The organism is Rhodobacter lacus, from assembly GCF_042683065.1.
Classification (GTDB): Bacteria; Pseudomonadota; Alphaproteobacteria; order Rhodobacterales; family Rhodobacteraceae; genus Rhodobacter; species Rhodobacter lacus.
The window spans coordinates 194,971-208,939 of sequence record NZ_JBHUIX010000003.1 but is presented as its reverse complement, the minus strand read 5'-3'; the positions used below and the strand labels follow the sequence as shown (position 1 = coordinate 208,939).

Genomic DNA, 13,969 nt, shown 5'->3' with positions numbered 1-13,969 from the left:
AAATGACCCCCGAAGAGATCCGTATTGCCCGCGCCAAACGCCCGCGCGTTTTTGCCCGTGATTTTGCTGCCGAGATCGGCATCACCGAGGCGGAGCTTTGCGCCGCCTTCCTCGGGAGCCGCGCCACGAAGATCACGGCCGATGCCGCGCAGATCCTGCCACGGGTGTGCTGCCTCGGGGAGGTGATGGCGCTCACCCGCAACGAGTCTTGCGTGCTCGAAAAGGTGGGGCATTACGGCAATGTTGCGCAGACCGATGGGGTGATCACGGTCGAGAACGGCACGATCGCGTTGCGCCTTGATCCGGCGCAATGGGTCCATGCCTTTGCTTGGGACGAAGAGACGCCAAAGGGGCCAAAGCGCTCGGTGCAGATCTATGATGCGGCAGGCGCGGCGGTGCACAAGGTGCATCTGCGCGAGGCCTCCGACGAACAGGCCTGGGCGGCGCTGGTGGCCGAACTTGCGTTGGCCGACCCATCGGCGCCGCTCGATCTGGTGCCTCCGCCCGCCCCCGTTGCGGTGCCCCCGCGGGGCGCGCCGCTTGCCGGGGGCGCCATTGAAAAGCTGATGTATCGCGCCGGAGAGCTGGGCCTCTCGGTGCGCTTCACGGTGGAGAGCCACGGCTGTTGCGAGACCCATCGCGGGCCGATCCATCGCGTGTTGCCTGCCGGGCCCTGGATCAACGTGCTCGATCCGGGGCTGGAGCTGCATCTGCGTATGGATCACATGGCGCAGGTCTGGCGCGATGGCGACGTGGTCGAAGCCTTCGACGCTGCGGGCGGCCTGATCGTGCAGATGGCGGCGGGGGAGGAAGCGGCCGCCGCGACCTGGGGCGAGATGCTTGCCGCGCTGCCGCGCGCCTAGGGCATCAGCTCCCGGATCACCGCATTGAGCACCGCGCGCCCTTCCTTGGTGGCGCGGATGCGGCTCTCGCTGCGGGAGATCATGCCCCAGCTTTCGAGGTTGTTCAGAGCCTCATTCGGCAGGCTCTGGCCCGAGAGGGCGGCGTAGCGCGCAGGGTCGATCCCCTCGTCGAGCCGCAGCCCGAAAAGCAGGAACTCGGTCGCCTCTTCATCGCGCGACAAAACCTCGCGCGGCGCCTCGCCGGTGCCGGTTTCCTCGACGCGTTTGAGCCAGTCTCCGGGCGCTTTGGGCGCCACGGTGGCATGGCGGCGCCCGTCAAAGGTGAGCCGCCCATGCGCGCCGGGGCCGATGCCCGCATAATCGCCATAGCGCCAGTAAACGAGGTTGTGACGGCACTCTGCGCCGGGGCGCGCATGGTTTGAGACCTCATAGGCCGGAAGCCCTGCTGCCTCGCAAATCTCCTGCGTGCGCAAATACATGTCGGCGGCCAGCTCGTCTTCGGGCAACTCACGCAGCTTGCCGGCGGCAAAGAGCCGCCCAAAGGCCGTGCCGTCCTCGATCGTGAGCTGATAAAGCGAGAAATGATCCACCGCCATTGCGAGCGCCTCGCGCAATTCGCGCTCCCATGCCTCAAGGCTCTGGCCCTGGCGCGCATAGATCAGATCAAAGCTGACGCGGTCGAAATGCGCCCGCGCGATGTCAAAGGCCGCGCGCCCCTCGGCGGCGGTATGCATCCGGCCAAGGCGCCTGAGGCTCTCGTCCTCCATCGCCTGCATGCCCATCGAAAGCCGCGTCACGCCCGCCTCGGAAAAGGCTCTGAACCGGCCCGATTCGACACTTGTCGGGTTGGCTTCAAGCGTGATCTCAAGGTCATTGGCGCAGCGCCATGTGGCGCGGATGCGCGCGATCACCGCCTCCACCGTCTCGGGCGCCATCAGCGAGGGGGTGCCGCCACCAAAAAAGACGGTGTTGAGAATGCGGCCCTGCGTCTGAGCCCCGATCCGGTCGATTTCCGCAAGATAGGCCCTGCACCAGCGGGCCTGATCTATCTGGGCCGCGACATGGCTGTTGAAATCGCAATAAGGGCATTTGGCGGCGCAGAAGGGCCAGTGGAGATAGAGCCCAAAGCCCCCCTGCTGCCAGTCCGTCATCCCTTGAACGCCGTGACTTCGATCTCGATCTTCATCGCCGGGTTCACAAGGCCCGCAATGATCATCGTTGCCGCCGGGCGGATCTCGCCGAAGGTTTCCGACAGCGCCGGGATGATCTCTTCCATATAGGCGCCGTCGGTGATGATGTAATTCGCCCGCACCACATCGTTCAGGCCAAAGCCCGCGCCCTCAAGCACCGATTTGATCGTGGCAAGGGCATTTCGCGCCTGATCGAGCACCGAATCCGGGAAGGCTTTCGTTTCCGGGTCAACGCCGGTCGTGCCCGCAACGAAGCACCAGCCCCCCTGCACCACGGCGCGCGAATAGCCAAGCTTGGGCTCGTAGGGCGAGCCGCCGGAAATGTTCTGACGTATCATTCGGCCTCCATGACCTTGACGAATTTGCGGAACGCATCGGCGCGATGCGAGATCTCGTTCTTCTTCGCCGGGTCCATCTCGGCAAAGGTGATGGCATAGCCCTCGGGCTGGAACATCGGGTCATAGCCGTGCCCCTGCACACCGCGCATCGGCCATACCAACTGGCCCTCTGCGCTTCCCTCAAACACCTCGTCATGCCCGTCAGGCCAGGCGAGAACGAGGGTGGAGCGGAACCGCGCGGTGCGCGGCAGGGGGGCGTTGAGCTTTTCGCATTCCGCCCAGGTGCGCTCCATCGCCATGACAAAATCGCGCCCGTTCGGGGTTTCGGCCCAATCGGCGGTATAAACGCCGGGCGCGCCACCCAGCGCATCAACCTCGATGCCGCTGTCATCGGACAATGCGGGCAGCCCCGTTGCCTTTGCGGCCGCATGCGCCTTGATCCGGGCGTTGCCGACAAAGGTTGTCTCGGTCTCGGGGGGCTCGGGCAGGTTCATCTCGCCCGCCCCCACCACCTCGACCCCATAGGGGGCAAGCAGCGCGCGCATTTCCGCGAGCTTGCCCTTGTTATGGGTCGCGACCAGAAGCCGCTTTTCCGTGAAACGCCTCATGCCACCGCGGCCTTTTGCGCCGCAACGAGTTGGGCCACGCCCGCCTCGGCGAGATCGAGCAGTTGGTTCATCTGATCGCGCGAGAAGGTGGCCCCCTCCGCCGACATCTGCACCTCCACGAGCTTGCCCGCACCGGTCATGATGAAGTTGCCATCCACGCCCGCCTCGCTGTCTTCGGCGTAATCGAGGTCCGCCACCGGCTGGCCGGCGTAAATGCCGCAGGAGATCGCGGCGACGTGATCGAGGATCGGGTCAGAGGCGATGATCCCCGCTTTGAGGAGCTTGTTCACAGCCAGCCGCAGCGCCACCCAGCCGCCGGTGATCGAGGCGCAGCGGGTGCCGCCATCGGCCTGAAGCACGTCGCAGTCGACCACGATCTGACGTTCGCCAAGCGCCGAACGATCCACGCCCGCGCGCAGCGAGCGGCCAATAAGGCGTTGAATTTCCTGCGTGCGGCCCGATTGTTTGCCCGCCGCCGCCTCGCGGCGATTGCGCGAATTGGTGGCGCGCGGCAGCATGCCATATTCCGCCGTCACCCAGCCAAGGCCGGAGCCTTTGAGGAACGAGGGGGCCTTGTCCTCGATTGTTGCGGTGCACAGCACATGCGTGTCGCCCATCTTGATCAGGCAAGAGCCTTCTGCGTGTTTCGTCACAGCGGTTTCGATTGAAATTGCGCGAATATCACCAAGATTACGACCAGAGGGGCGCATGAATGTTCCTTTCCGTGGGTTCGGCTCCATTTGAGGCCGCGCGCGAAGCGATGCAAGCCCCTCGGCAAGATTGACGTCAAAGCGTCACCCGCTTTAATGCCAAAAGAGAACCATGATACAGCAAGACCAACTCTTCTCCGAACTGAACGACCGCTCGCGCGAGGTGTTTCGGCGGGTGGTCGAAGGCTATCTGGAATCCGGCGACCCGGTCGGCTCGCGCACGCTCACCCGGATGATGAGCGAAAAGCTCTCTGCCGCCACGATCCGCAACGTGATGCAAGATCTCGAATACCTTGGCCTCCTCGGCAGCCCGCATGTGTCTGCGGGGCGGGTGCCGACGCAGCTTGGCCTGCGCATGTTTGTCGATGGCTTCATGGAGGTGAGCGAGGTGCAGGCCTCTGACCGCGCCGCGCTCGAGGCAACGCTTGGCACCAACGAGCCCGGAGTCGGCACGCTTCTGGACCGGGTGGGCTCGGCGCTTTCGGGCCTGACGCATGGCGCAAGCCTTGTGCTTGCCCCCAAGACCGAGGCGCCGATCCGCCATATCGAATTTGTCTCGCTTGCGCCCGACCGGGCGCTTGTGGTGCTGGTGCTGGCCGATGGTCAGGTGGAAAACCGCGTTTTCACGCCGCCCGTCGGGCAAACGCCCTCCTCGATGCGGGAGGCCGCGAATTTTCTCAACGCGCTGGCCGAGGGGCGGACGCTGAGCGAGCTGCGCCGCGAGATGGCGGTGGAGATCACGCAGCGCCGGCAGGAACTGGATGCGCTCGCCGCCGAAATGGTGGAAAGCGGGCTCGCGCAATGGGCCGATCAGGGCGAGCCCTGGGAGCGGCTGATCGTGCGGGGCCGGGCGAACCTGCTTGACAGCGAAGACGACCTCGACCGGATTCGCACCCTCTTTGACGACCTCGAGCGCAAGCGCGACATCGCCGAATTCCTCGATCTGGCCGAAACCGGCGAGGGTGTGCGCATTTTTATCGGCTCCGAAAACAAACTCTTCTCACTTTCGGGTTCCTCTTTGGTGGTCTCTCCCTATATGAACGCGGATCGGAAGATCATCGGTGCGGTGGGCGTTATTGGCCCCACGCGGCTCAACTACGGGCGGATCGTGCCGATCGTGGATTATACGGCGCAGCTGGTCGGGCGAATGCTGTCGGGCCGGGGCAAAGGGTGAGGCGAATGACCGAGAAGAAAGACGAGATGGCAGAAGATCAGGCACAGCTCGACGAGGCGCTGGCCGCAGCGCTCGATGAAGATTTCGGCGAGCTTGAGGCCTTGCGTGCGGAGCGCGACGAGCTGCGGGACCGGTTCATGCGGGCGCTGGCCGATGCCGAGAACGCGCGCAAACGCGCCGACCGCGACCGCCGCGAGGCGGAAAACTACGGCGGCTCGAAGCTTGCCCGCGACATGCTGCCGGTGTTTGATGCGCTCAAGCGCGCGCTCGATGCGGCGGGGGACGAAGTTCGCGCCGCAGCACCTGCGCTGATCGAGGGCGTGGAGCTGACGCAACGCGAGCTTCTCAACGTGTTTGCGCGCCACGGCATTGTGGCGGTGGCGCCGAAAGTGGGCGACAAGTTCGACCCGCAGCACCATGAGGCGATGTTCGAGGCACCGTTGCCGGGCACGGTGGCCGGCGACATCATTCAGGTGATGGACCCGGGCTTTTTGCTGCATGACCGGCTTTTGCGCCCCGCGAAGGTGGGCGTGAGCTCGATGCCGAAGGCCTGAGGTCGGCCAAGGCCGGGGGCTCTGCCCCCGGACCCCCGGGATATTTGGACAAAGTCGAAGGCCATTGGGGCCAGAGACTATTGAGCGCGGCCGGGTTGGGCCGCGCTTTTTCATCCGTCTTTCAGGAGGGCGCGCAGCGCGTAGAGCGCGTCCATTGCCTCGCGCGGGGTCATTTCGTCTGGGTGGAGCGCGCGCAATTGCGCCTCAACTTCCGAGGCTTTCGGCGCGGGCGGAGGCGGAGGCGGTGCGCTGATGGCAAAGAGCGGCAGATCGTCGATCACCGCCTGTTTCTTGCCGCCCTCGCGCTCACCCTTTTCGAGCGCATCCAGCACCACGCGCGCCCGCGCCACGACCGATTCGGGCAGCCCTGCGAGGCGCGCCACCTGCACGCCGTAAGAGCGATCTGCCGCGCCCTTCTTCACCTCGTGCAGAAAGATCACCTCGCCGTCCCATTCCTTCACCGCAACGGTGGCGTTTTCCACGCCCTCAAGCTTGGCCGAAAGCGCCGTCATCTCGTGGTAATGGGTGGCGAAAAGCGCGCGGCAGCGGTTCACGCCATGCAGATGCTCCATCACCGCCCAGGCGATCGAGAGCCCGTCATAGGTTGCCGTGCCGCGGCCGATTTCATCGAGAATCACCAGTGCGCGGGCATCGGCCTGGTTCAAGATCGCGGCGGTCTCGACCATCTCCACCATGAAGGTGGAGCGACCGCGGGCAAGGTCGTCGGCGGCGCCGACGCGGCTGAAGATCTGGCTCACCAGCCCGATATGGGCGCGCCGTGCGGGCACAAAGCTGCCGGTCTGGGCCAGCAGTGCAATCAGCGCATTCTGGCGCAGGAAGGTCGATTTACCGGCCATGTTCGGCCCGGTGAGCAACCAGATTGCGGGGGTGGGGCCAGAGGTCAGCGCGCAGTCATTGGCGATGAAGGGCTCGCCCTGGCGCTTGAGCGCGGCCTCGACCACCGGATGCCGCCCGCCCGCGATTTCAAATGCGTGGCTCCCGTCCACTTGCGGTTCGACCCAATCCTCGGCGGCGGCCAGGTCGGCGAAAGCGGCGGCAAGGTCGATCTCTGCAAGCGCGCGCGAGGCCTCGGAAACGGGCCCGGCGGCGGCCAAAATCGCGCCTTTCAGGCTTTCATAGAGCCGCTTTTCGATTTCCAGCGCATGGTTGCCCGCGTTCAGGATGCGCGTTTCCAGTTCGCTCAGCTCAACCGTGGTGAAGCGCACCTGATTGGCCGTGGTCTGGCGGTGGATGAAGCGCGCCGACAAGGGCGGGGCGAGCATGCGCTCGGCATGGGTCGAGGTCGTTTCGATGAAATAGCCCAGCACGTTGTTGTGCTTGATCTTGAGCGAGGCAATCCCGGTTTCCTCGATGAACTCGGCCTGCATGCGGGCGATGACGCCGCGGCCCTCGTCGCGCAGGCTCCGGGTCTCATCCAGCTCCGCGTCGTAACCCGGCGCGATGAAGCCGCCATCGCGCGCCAAAAGCGGCGGCTCGGCCACCAGCGCGGCATCGAGCAGCGCGACAAGGTCTTCGTGCCCGGTGAGGCGTGCGGCGGCTTCGGCGAGCACCGCGGGCGCCTCGCTGGCGCCCAGCCGCTCGGCAATGCGCCCGGCTTGTTCAAGCCCGGCGCGGATCGCCGTCAGGTCACGCGGGCCGCCGCGGTCAAGCGCGAGCCGGCTCAGCGCCCGGTCGATATCGGGGCAACGCTTCAGATCGGCGCGCAGATCCTCTGAAAATCGACCCTGTTCCAGCAGAAAACGCACCGCATCGTGGCGCGCATGGATTTGCGCAAGGTCGCGCGAGGGGGCGGAAAGGCGGCGCTCCAGGAGCCGCGCGCCCCCCGCCGTCACGGTGCGGTCGATGCTGGCGAGAAGCGACCCCTCGCGCCCGCCCGAAAGCGCCTGCGTCAGTTCAAGGTTGCGCCTTGTGGCCGCGTCGATCTGCACGAGGCTTCCGGCCTCCTCGCGCAGGGGCCGCCGCAACAGGGGCAGCTTGCCGCGTTGGGTGAGGTCGAGATAATCGACCAAGGCGCCCATGGCGGAAATTTCTGCGCGCGAAAAAGCGCCAAAGGCATCGAGCGAGCCGACGGCGAACAGATCACAGAGCCGTTTTTCTGCCCCCTGGCTGTCAAAACTTGAGCGCGCCAAAGGCGTGAGGGCGGCGCGCAAATCAGAGACGATTTCGGCACAATCGGCCTCTTTGGTCTCGCTCACCAGCACCTCGCGGGGGGCGAGGCGCGCAAGCTCCGGCCCGAGCCGCGAAAGCGGGCAGGGCATCACCCGAAACTCGCCGGTCGAAATATCGACCCAGGCGAGCGCGCCGTCCTCACGCAGCTCCGCCCACGCGGCAAGGAAATTGTGGCGCCGCGCCTCCAGAAGGCTCTCCTCGGTCAGCGTGCCGGGCGTCACCAGCCGCACCACATCGCGCTTCACCACCGATTTGGCGCCGCGCTTTTTGGCCTCTGCCGGGTCTTCGAGCTGCTCGGCAATCGCCACGCGGAAGCCCTTGCGGATCAGCGTAAGCAAATAGCCCTCGGCGGCATGCACCGGCACGCCGCACATCGGGATTTCTTCGCCCAGATGCAGGCCGCGCTTGGTCAGCGCGATGTCGAGCGCGCTCGAGGCCGCCACGGCATCATCAAAGAACATCTCGTAGAAGTCGCCCATGCGGTAGAACAGGAGCGCACCCTTGTTCGCCTCCTTGATGGACAGATATTGCGCCATCATGGGCGTCACGGTTTCATTCGACATCAAATCCCCCTGCGGCGGGCACATTATAAAAGGCCGCACCCCCGTGCAAACCGATTGAGGCGACCCGGCGCAGGCGTTAAGAGGAACCGCCTGCTGGAGGAGTTTGGCCCATGACCACCAAGAACCGCGTTACGCCCGAAGAGGCGCTGGCCTATCACCTCGACCCCACGCCGGGGAAATACGAGATCGTCGCCTCAAAGCCGATGACCACGCAGCGGGATCTGAGCCTTGCTTATTCGCCCGGTGTTGCGGTGCCGGTGGAAGCCATCGCCGAGCGGCCCGAAACCGCCTACGATTACACCGTGAAAGGCAACATGGTCGCGGTGATCTCGAACGGCACGGCGATCCTGGGCCTTGGCAACCTTGGCGCGCTCGCCTCCAAGCCGGTGATGGAGGGCAAGGCCGTGCTTTTCAAGCGCTTTGCCGATGTGAACGCCATCGATATCGAGCTTGCGACCGAAGACCCGGAAGAGATCATCAAGGCGGTGAGCCTGATGGGGCCGACCTTTGGCGGCATCAACCTTGAAGACATCAAGGCGCCCGAATGTTTCATCATCGAGCAGCGGCTGAAAGAGATCATGGACATTCCGGTGTTCCATGACGACCAGCACGGCACCGCGGTGATCTGCGCGGCGGGGCTGCTCAATGCGCTCGAGATCTCGGGCAAGAAGATCGAAGATTGCAAGATCGTGCTCAATGGCGCGGGGGCGGCGGGGATCGCCTGCCTCGAACTCATCAAGACGATGGGCGCCAAACACGACAATTGCATCATGTGCGACACCAAGGGCGTGATCTGGCAAGGCCGCACCGAGGGCATGAACCAGTGGAAATCGGCGCATGCGGCAAAAACCGATGCGCGCACGCTCGAAGATGCAATGAAGGGCTGTGATGTGTTCCTTGGTGTTTCCGCCAAAGGGGCGCTGACGCCCGAGATGGTGGCCACCATGGCCGACAATCCGGTGATTTTCGCGATGGCGAACCCGGACCCGGAGATCACGCCCGAAGATGCGCAGGCGGTGCGCCCGGATGCGATCGTGGCGACGGGGCGCTCGGACTATCCGAACCAGGTGAACAACGTTCTGGGCTTTCCCTATCTCTTCCGCGGCGCGCTCGACATCCACGCCCGCGCGATCAATGACGAGATGAAGATTGCCTGTGCCAAGGCGCTGGCGGATCTTGCGCGCGAGGATGTGCCCGACGAGGTGGCGATGGCCTATGGCCGCAAGCTCACCTTCGGGCGTGATTACATCATCCCGACACCGTTTGACCCGCGGCTCATTCATGTGATCCCGCCCGCGGTGGCCAAGGCCGGGATGGAAACCGGCGTCGCGCGCCGCCCGATCATCGACATGGAAGGGTATGTCCAGAGCCTGAAGGCGCGGATGGACCCGACGGCGGCGATCTTGCAGGGCATCAATGCGCGCGCGCGGCAGGCGCAGGCGCGGATGATCTTTGCCGAGGGTGATGACCCGCGCGTGCTGCGCGCGGCCGTGGCCTATCAGCGTGGTGGCATGGGCACGGCGCTGGTGGTGGGGCGCGAGTCGCATGTGAAGGAACAGCTTGAGGCGGCAGGCATCGGCGATGCTTACCGCGAGCTGCAGATCGTCAATTCGACCAACTGCAAGCATATCGAGACCTACAAGGATTTCCTCTACCGTCGCCTGCAGCGGCAGGGGATGGACCGGGAAGATGCGCACAAGCTTGCCACCCGCGACCGGCATGTGTTTGCCGCGCTGATGCTGGTGCATGGGCATGGCGACGGCATGATCACCGGCGCCACGCGCAAATCTGCCCATGTGCTTGAACTGATCAACAAGGTGATCGACGCCAAGCCCTCCGATGGCGCGGTCGGCATCACGGCGCTCTTGCACAAGGGCAAGGTGGTGCTGATCGGCGATACGCTGGTGCATGAATGGCCCGACGAAAACGACCTTGCCGATATCGCCATGGCGGGGGCGCGGGTGGCGCGGGGCCTCGGCATCGAGCCGCGGGTGGCCTTTGCCTCGTTCTCGACCTTTGGCTACCCGGTCTCGGAACGCGCGATGAAGATGCATGTTGCGCCGCAGGTGCTCGATGAGCGCGGCGTCGATTTTGAGTATGATGGCGAGATGGCCGTCGATGTGGCGCTGAACCCGGAGATGATGAAGCATTACCCGTTCTGCCGCCTCACCGGGCCGGCAAACATCCTCGTGGTGCCGGCGCGGCACTCGGCCTCGATCTCGGTCAAGCTGATGCAGGAGATGGCGGGCGCCACTGTAATTGGCCCGATCCTGACCGGGATCCCCCATTCTGTGCAGATCTGCTCGAACCGGGCGACAGTGAACGACATCTTGCATATGGCCGCACTCTCGGCCAGTAAATTGGGCCAGACGCGCTGAAAGACCCATGCCGGGCCGGTTTCGGCCCGGTTTTGTGAGGATGTAGCATGACGATCTTCAACCTCGGCTCGATCAACGCCGATCATTTTTACCGGCTGCCCCATCTGCCCACGCCGGGCGAAACGCTTGCCGCCACCCGCTATGAGCGCGGGCCGGGCGGCAAGGGGGCAAACCAGTCGGTCGCGGCGGCGCGCGCGGGGGCGGATGTGCGCCATATCGGAGCGATCGGCTCGGATGGGCGCTGGATGCGCGACGAGCTGCGCGCCGACGGGGTCGATTGCACGCATGTCTCCGAAGTGGGCACCGCCTCGGGCCATGCGATCATCTATGTCGATGCCGAAGGCGAGAACACGATCATCCTGTTTCCCGGCGCAAACCGGGTGGTGCCGCGGGTTTCGCTTGAGACGGCGCTTTCGGATGCGGCGCCGGGCGATTACCTGCTGATGCAAAACGAAACCTCGCTGCAGCGCGAGGCGGTGGAACTCGCCCGCAAGAAAGGCGTCTTTATCGCCTATTCTGCGGCACCGTTCGAGGCTGAGGCGGTGCGTGCGGTGATTGAAGGGCTTGATCTGCTGCTTCTCAATGCGGTCGAGGCGGAACAGCTTTGCGAGGCGCTGGGCGTCGCGCTCGAAGCGCTGCCGGTCAAGGCCGTTTGCGTGACGCATGGCGCGAAAGGCGCGGTCTGGCACGATCTGGTCGCAAAGACCGAGCACCGCCAACCCGCCTTTGCGGTCGAGCCGGTCGATACCACAGGCGCGGGCGATACTTTCGCAGGCTATCTGGTGGCGGCGCTGTCTGAAGGGCTCGCGCCGCGCGCGGCGCTGCAACTCGCGGCGGCGGCCTCGGCGGTGAAAGTGACCCGTGCGGGCACCTCGGCCGCGGTGCCGAAGCGGGCCGAGGTGGACGCTTTTCTGAAATCGCGGCTCTGAGCCGGCTCAGCCGAGGCTGTAGCCGGTGCCGCGCACGGTGCGCACCGGATCGGTGCCACCGTTGACCATCAGCGCCTTGCGCAGCCGGCCCACATGCACGTCGATGGTGCGGGTGTCGACATAGATGTCGCGCCCCCAGACCCGGTCCAGAAGCTGGTCACGGGTCCAGACCCGGCCGGGCTTCTCCATCAGCGTGGAAAGGAGCCGGAACTCGGTCGGGCCAAGCTTGAGCGGCTGGCCGTCGCGGAACACGCGGTGCTCGCCCGCATCGAGGATGATGTCATCATAGCTGAGCCGCTCGCCCATCGTGGCGGGGCGGGTGCGGCGCAGCTGCGTGCGCAGCCGCGCCATCAGCTCCACCACCGAATAGGGTTTGACGACATAATCATCCGCGCCGGTCTCAAGGCCGCGCACCCGGTCCGCTTCTTCCGAGCGGGCCGAGAGCATGATGATCGGAATTGCCCGGCTGTCGGGGTTCGCCTTCACGCGCCGGCAGATCTCGATCCCCGAGACATTCGGCAGCATCCAGTCGAGCACGATCAGATCGGGCTTTTCCTCGCGCAGAAGCAACAAGGCCTCGTCACCGTTTACCGCCATCACCACGCGGAACCCCTCGGCTTCGAGGTTGTATTGCAGGACTTCGCGCTGGGCCGATTCATCCTCGACCACCAGAACGCAGGGCTGCCCGGTTCCGACCATCTCTTAGCCCTCCTGCGGCGTGAAGGGGGTCACGCTGTCGGATTTCGGGCGCGGTTCCTCGGGCATCTGGCCGGTGACGAGATAGGTCACCTGCTCGGCGATCGAGGTGCAAAGATCGCCCATCCGCTCGATGTTCTTGGCGATGAAATGCAGATGCATGCAGGGCGTGATGTTGCGCGGATCTTCCATCATGTAGGTGAGAAATTCGCGAAACAGCGCGTTATACATCTGGTCGATTTCCACGTCGCGGGCGCGCACATCGGCGGCGAGATTCGCATCGCGCTGGATGAAGCTGTCGATCGCGTCCTTCAGCATCCCCTCGACCGCCATCGCCATGCGCCGGATCGCGCCCGAAGAGCCGCTGATCGCGGGCATCGCCACGATCACCTGCGTGCGCTTGGCGATGTTCTTGGAGTAATCGCCGACGCGCTCGAGGTTCGAGGCAATCTTGAACACGGTGAGCGCGATGCGCAGGTCCGAAGCGGCAGGCGCGCGCAGCGCGATCAGCCGCGCCGCCTCGGTGTTGATCAGCTCTTCGAGTTCGTCGACCTGCTTGTCGCGCTTGCGCACCGCCTCGGCCAGTTCCTCATCACGGTCTTCGAGCGCCTGAGCGGCATCGAGCACCTGGCTTTCAACGAGCCCCCCCATCTTCACGACCATCGCCTGAACGGCCTCCAGGTCGCGGTCGAAGGACGAAACGATATGTTGGCTCATGGTATTCTTCCTCAACCGATACGGCCGGTGATGTAGCTTTCCGTGCGGGGGTCGCGCGGATTGGTGAAGATCTGGCCGGTCTCGCCGAATTCGACGAGATTGCCGAGGTGGAAGAAGGCGGTGCGCTGCGAAACCCGCGCCGCCTGCTGCATCGAGTGGGTGACGATCACGACCGAGAAGTTTTCGCGCAGCTCGTCGATGAGTTCTTCAACCTGTGCGGTGGCAATCGGGTCGAGCGCGGAGCAGGGTTCGTCCATCAAAAGCACCTCGGGCGAGGTGGCGACGGCGCGCGCGATGCACAGGCGTTGCTGTTGCCCGCCCGAGAGCCCGGTCCCCGGCGCATCGAGCCGGTCTTTCACCTCGTTCCAGAGCGCGGCCTTGCGCAGCGCGCTTTCCACCACCTCGTCCAGCTCGGCCTTGTTCTTCACGAGGCCGTGGATCTTCGGCCCGTAGGCGACGTTGTCGTAAATCGACTTCGGGAACGGGTTCGGCTTTTGGAACACCATGCCGACGCGGGCGCGCAGCTGCACCGGGTCGACTTTCTTGTCATAGATGTCCTCGCCATCGAGCAGGATGTCGCCCTCCACCCGGCAGATGCCGATCGTGTCGTTCATCCGGTTGATGCAGCGCAGGAAGGTCGACTTGCCGCAGCCCGAGGGGCCGATGAAGGCGGTGACCGTCTTGTCGAGAATGTCGACATCGACATCCTTGATCGCATGCGTGGTGCCGTAGAACACCTGCACCTTGCGCGCAGAGATCTTGATATCGGTGGCGTCCACGGTTCTCTCCGTCAATCTCATGTCGTTCATGGGTCGCATCCTTACCAGCGCCGTTCGAAGCGGCGACGCAGAAGCACCGCGAGGATATTCATCGTGAGCAGGAACACCAGCAGCACGATGATCGCCCCCGAAGCGCGCTCGATGAAGGCGGGGTCGGCACGTTGGGTGAAGTTGTAGACCTGAACCGGCAGCGCCGCAGCCGGGTCAAGGAAGCCCTCGGGGGGCGCGGCGGGGTAGTCTTTGACAAAGGCGACCATGCCGATGAGCAGAAGCGGCGCGG

13 protein-coding genes and 1 pseudogene are annotated in these 13,969 nt (G+C 64.8%); 5 read left to right on the top strand and 9 right to left on the bottom strand.

Translation table 11 applies throughout. The annotated features are described in order from the left end of the window. Nucleotides 1-2 precede the first annotated feature (2 nt). The gene (locus ACFSM0_RS02680) at nucleotides 3-863 is read left to right on the top strand and encodes a ChuX/HutX family heme-like substrate-binding protein (RefSeq protein WP_377386746.1); all 861 of its coding nucleotides are present in this window, start codon (nucleotides 3-5) and stop codon (nucleotides 861-863) included. Here the strand turns inward: ACFSM0_RS02680 and hemW are convergent. Genes hemW through rph form a run of 4 tightly spaced genes read right to left on the bottom strand, consistent with a single transcriptional unit; the run spans nucleotide 860 to nucleotide 3,709 of the window. After that, nucleotides 860-2,014: a radical SAM family heme chaperone HemW gene (gene hemW, locus ACFSM0_RS02675; RefSeq protein ID WP_377386743.1), complete on the bottom strand. Its 1,155-nt coding sequence runs from the start codon at nucleotides 2,012-2,014 to the stop codon at nucleotides 860-862. The genes ACFSM0_RS02680 and hemW overlap by 4 nt on opposite strands. Beyond that, nucleotides 2,011-2,391, bottom strand: coding sequence for a RidA family protein (locus tag ACFSM0_RS02670; protein ID WP_377386740.1), 381 nt, complete (start codon nucleotides 2,389-2,391; stop codon nucleotides 2,011-2,013). Before ACFSM0_RS02670 ends, hemW begins: the two co-directional genes overlap by 4 nt. Beyond that, nucleotides 2,388-2,999, bottom strand: coding sequence for an RdgB/HAM1 family non-canonical purine NTP pyrophosphatase (gene rdgB, locus ACFSM0_RS02665; protein WP_377386737.1), 612 nt, complete (start codon nucleotides 2,997-2,999; stop codon nucleotides 2,388-2,390). The genes ACFSM0_RS02670 and rdgB overlap by 4 nt, the downstream gene beginning before the upstream one ends. After that, nucleotides 2,996-3,709: a ribonuclease PH gene (gene rph / locus ACFSM0_RS02660; RefSeq protein ID WP_377386735.1), complete on the bottom strand. Its 714-nt coding sequence runs from the start codon at nucleotides 3,707-3,709 to the stop codon at nucleotides 2,996-2,998. Before rph ends, rdgB begins: the two co-directional genes overlap by 4 nt. Before the next feature lie 112 nt (nucleotides 3,710-3,821). Here rph and hrcA point away from each other — a divergent pair, with 112 nt between their 5' ends. Then, nucleotides 3,822-4,883 carry a heat-inducible transcriptional repressor HrcA gene (gene hrcA, locus ACFSM0_RS02655; protein WP_377386733.1) on the top strand — a complete coding sequence of 354 codons (1,062 nt, stop codon included), beginning with the start codon at nucleotides 3,822-3,824 and terminating at the stop codon, nucleotides 4,881-4,883. Nucleotides 4,884-4,888: 5 nt separating this feature from the next. After that, a complete protein-coding gene (locus ACFSM0_RS02650; RefSeq protein WP_377386731.1) occupies nucleotides 4,889-5,437 on the top strand; it encodes a nucleotide exchange factor GrpE in 549 nt (182 codons plus the stop codon). A gap of 110 nt (nucleotides 5,438-5,547) precedes the next feature. On the opposite strand, the gene mutS is transcribed toward ACFSM0_RS02650, so the two are convergent. After that, nucleotides 5,548-8,190: a DNA mismatch repair protein MutS gene (mutS, locus tag ACFSM0_RS02645; RefSeq protein ID WP_377386728.1), complete on the bottom strand. Its 2,643-nt coding sequence runs from the start codon at nucleotides 8,188-8,190 to the stop codon at nucleotides 5,548-5,550. A gap of 110 nt (nucleotides 8,191-8,300) precedes the next feature. Here mutS and ACFSM0_RS02640 point away from each other — a divergent pair, with 110 nt between their 5' ends. After that, complete coding sequence (locus ACFSM0_RS02640) at nucleotides 8,301-10,568, top strand: NADP-dependent malic enzyme (RefSeq protein ID WP_377386725.1); 2,268 nt, start codon at nucleotides 8,301-8,303, stop codon at nucleotides 10,566-10,568. Between the two features lie 47 nt (nucleotides 10,569-10,615). After that, a complete protein-coding gene (locus ACFSM0_RS02635; RefSeq protein WP_377386723.1) occupies nucleotides 10,616-11,497 on the top strand; it encodes a ribokinase in 882 nt (293 codons plus the stop codon). Between the two features lie 6 nt (nucleotides 11,498-11,503). Here the strand turns inward: ACFSM0_RS02635 and phoB are convergent, their stop codons facing one another. The 4 genes and pseudogenes from phoB to ACFSM0_RS02615 form a co-directional block, all read right to left on the bottom strand. After that, the gene (phoB, locus tag ACFSM0_RS02630; protein ID WP_377386720.1) at nucleotides 11,504-12,196 is read right to left on the bottom strand and encodes a phosphate regulon transcriptional regulator PhoB; all 693 of its coding nucleotides are present in this window, start codon (nucleotides 12,194-12,196) and stop codon (nucleotides 11,504-11,506) included. Nucleotides 12,197-12,199: 3 nt separating this feature from the next. Next, nucleotides 12,200-12,910 (bottom strand): phosphate signaling complex protein PhoU, encoded by a 711-nt coding sequence (gene phoU / locus ACFSM0_RS02625; RefSeq protein WP_377386717.1) that lies wholly within the window; start codon nucleotides 12,908-12,910, stop codon nucleotides 12,200-12,202. 11 nt (nucleotides 12,911-12,921) lie between these two features. After that, nucleotides 12,922-13,719 carry a phosphate ABC transporter ATP-binding protein PstB gene (pstB, locus tag ACFSM0_RS02620; protein ID WP_377386715.1) on the bottom strand — a complete coding sequence of 266 codons (798 nt, stop codon included), beginning with the start codon at nucleotides 13,717-13,719 and terminating at the stop codon, nucleotides 12,922-12,924. Between the two features lie 11 nt (nucleotides 13,720-13,730). After that, a pseudogene (locus ACFSM0_RS02615) lies at nucleotides 13,731-13,969 on the bottom strand (phosphate ABC transporter permease PstA); the annotation flags it as partial.

Bases quoted from the DNA above. Each gene is read 5' to 3' on its own strand.
- ACFSM0_RS02680 (WP_377386746.1), top strand. From the start codon at position 3: ATGACCCCCGAAGAGATCCGTATTGCCCGCGCCAAACGCCCGCGCGTT.
- hemW (WP_377386743.1), bottom strand. From the start codon at position 2,014: ATGACGGACTGGCAGCAGGGGGGCTTTGGGCTCTATCTCCACTGGCCC.
- ACFSM0_RS02670 (WP_377386740.1), bottom strand. From the start codon at position 2,391: ATGATACGTCAGAACATTTCCGGCGGCTCGCCCTACGAGCCCAAGCTT.
- rdgB (WP_377386737.1), bottom strand. From the start codon at position 2,999: ATGAGGCGTTTCACGGAAAAGCGGCTTCTGGTCGCGACCCATAACAAG.
- rph (WP_377386735.1), bottom strand. From the start codon at position 3,709: ATGCGCCCCTCTGGTCGTAATCTTGGTGATATTCGCGCAATTTCAATC.
- hrcA (WP_377386733.1), top strand. From the start codon at position 3,822: ATGATACAGCAAGACCAACTCTTCTCCGAACTGAACGACCGCTCGCGC.
- ACFSM0_RS02650 (WP_377386731.1), top strand. From the start codon at position 4,889: ATGACCGAGAAGAAAGACGAGATGGCAGAAGATCAGGCACAGCTCGAC.
- mutS (WP_377386728.1), bottom strand. From the start codon at position 8,190: ATGTCGAATGAAACCGTGACGCCCATGATGGCGCAATATCTGTCCATC.
- ACFSM0_RS02640 (WP_377386725.1), top strand. From the start codon at position 8,301: ATGACCACCAAGAACCGCGTTACGCCCGAAGAGGCGCTGGCCTATCAC.
- ACFSM0_RS02635 (WP_377386723.1), top strand. From the start codon at position 10,616: ATGACGATCTTCAACCTCGGCTCGATCAACGCCGATCATTTTTACCGG.
- phoB (WP_377386720.1), bottom strand. From the start codon at position 12,196: ATGGTCGGAACCGGGCAGCCCTGCGTTCTGGTGGTCGAGGATGAATCG.
- phoU (WP_377386717.1), bottom strand. From the start codon at position 12,910: ATGAGCCAACATATCGTTTCGTCCTTCGACCGCGACCTGGAGGCCGTT.
- pstB (WP_377386715.1), bottom strand. From the start codon at position 13,719: ATGAACGACATGAGATTGACGGAGAGAACCGTGGACGCCACCGATATC.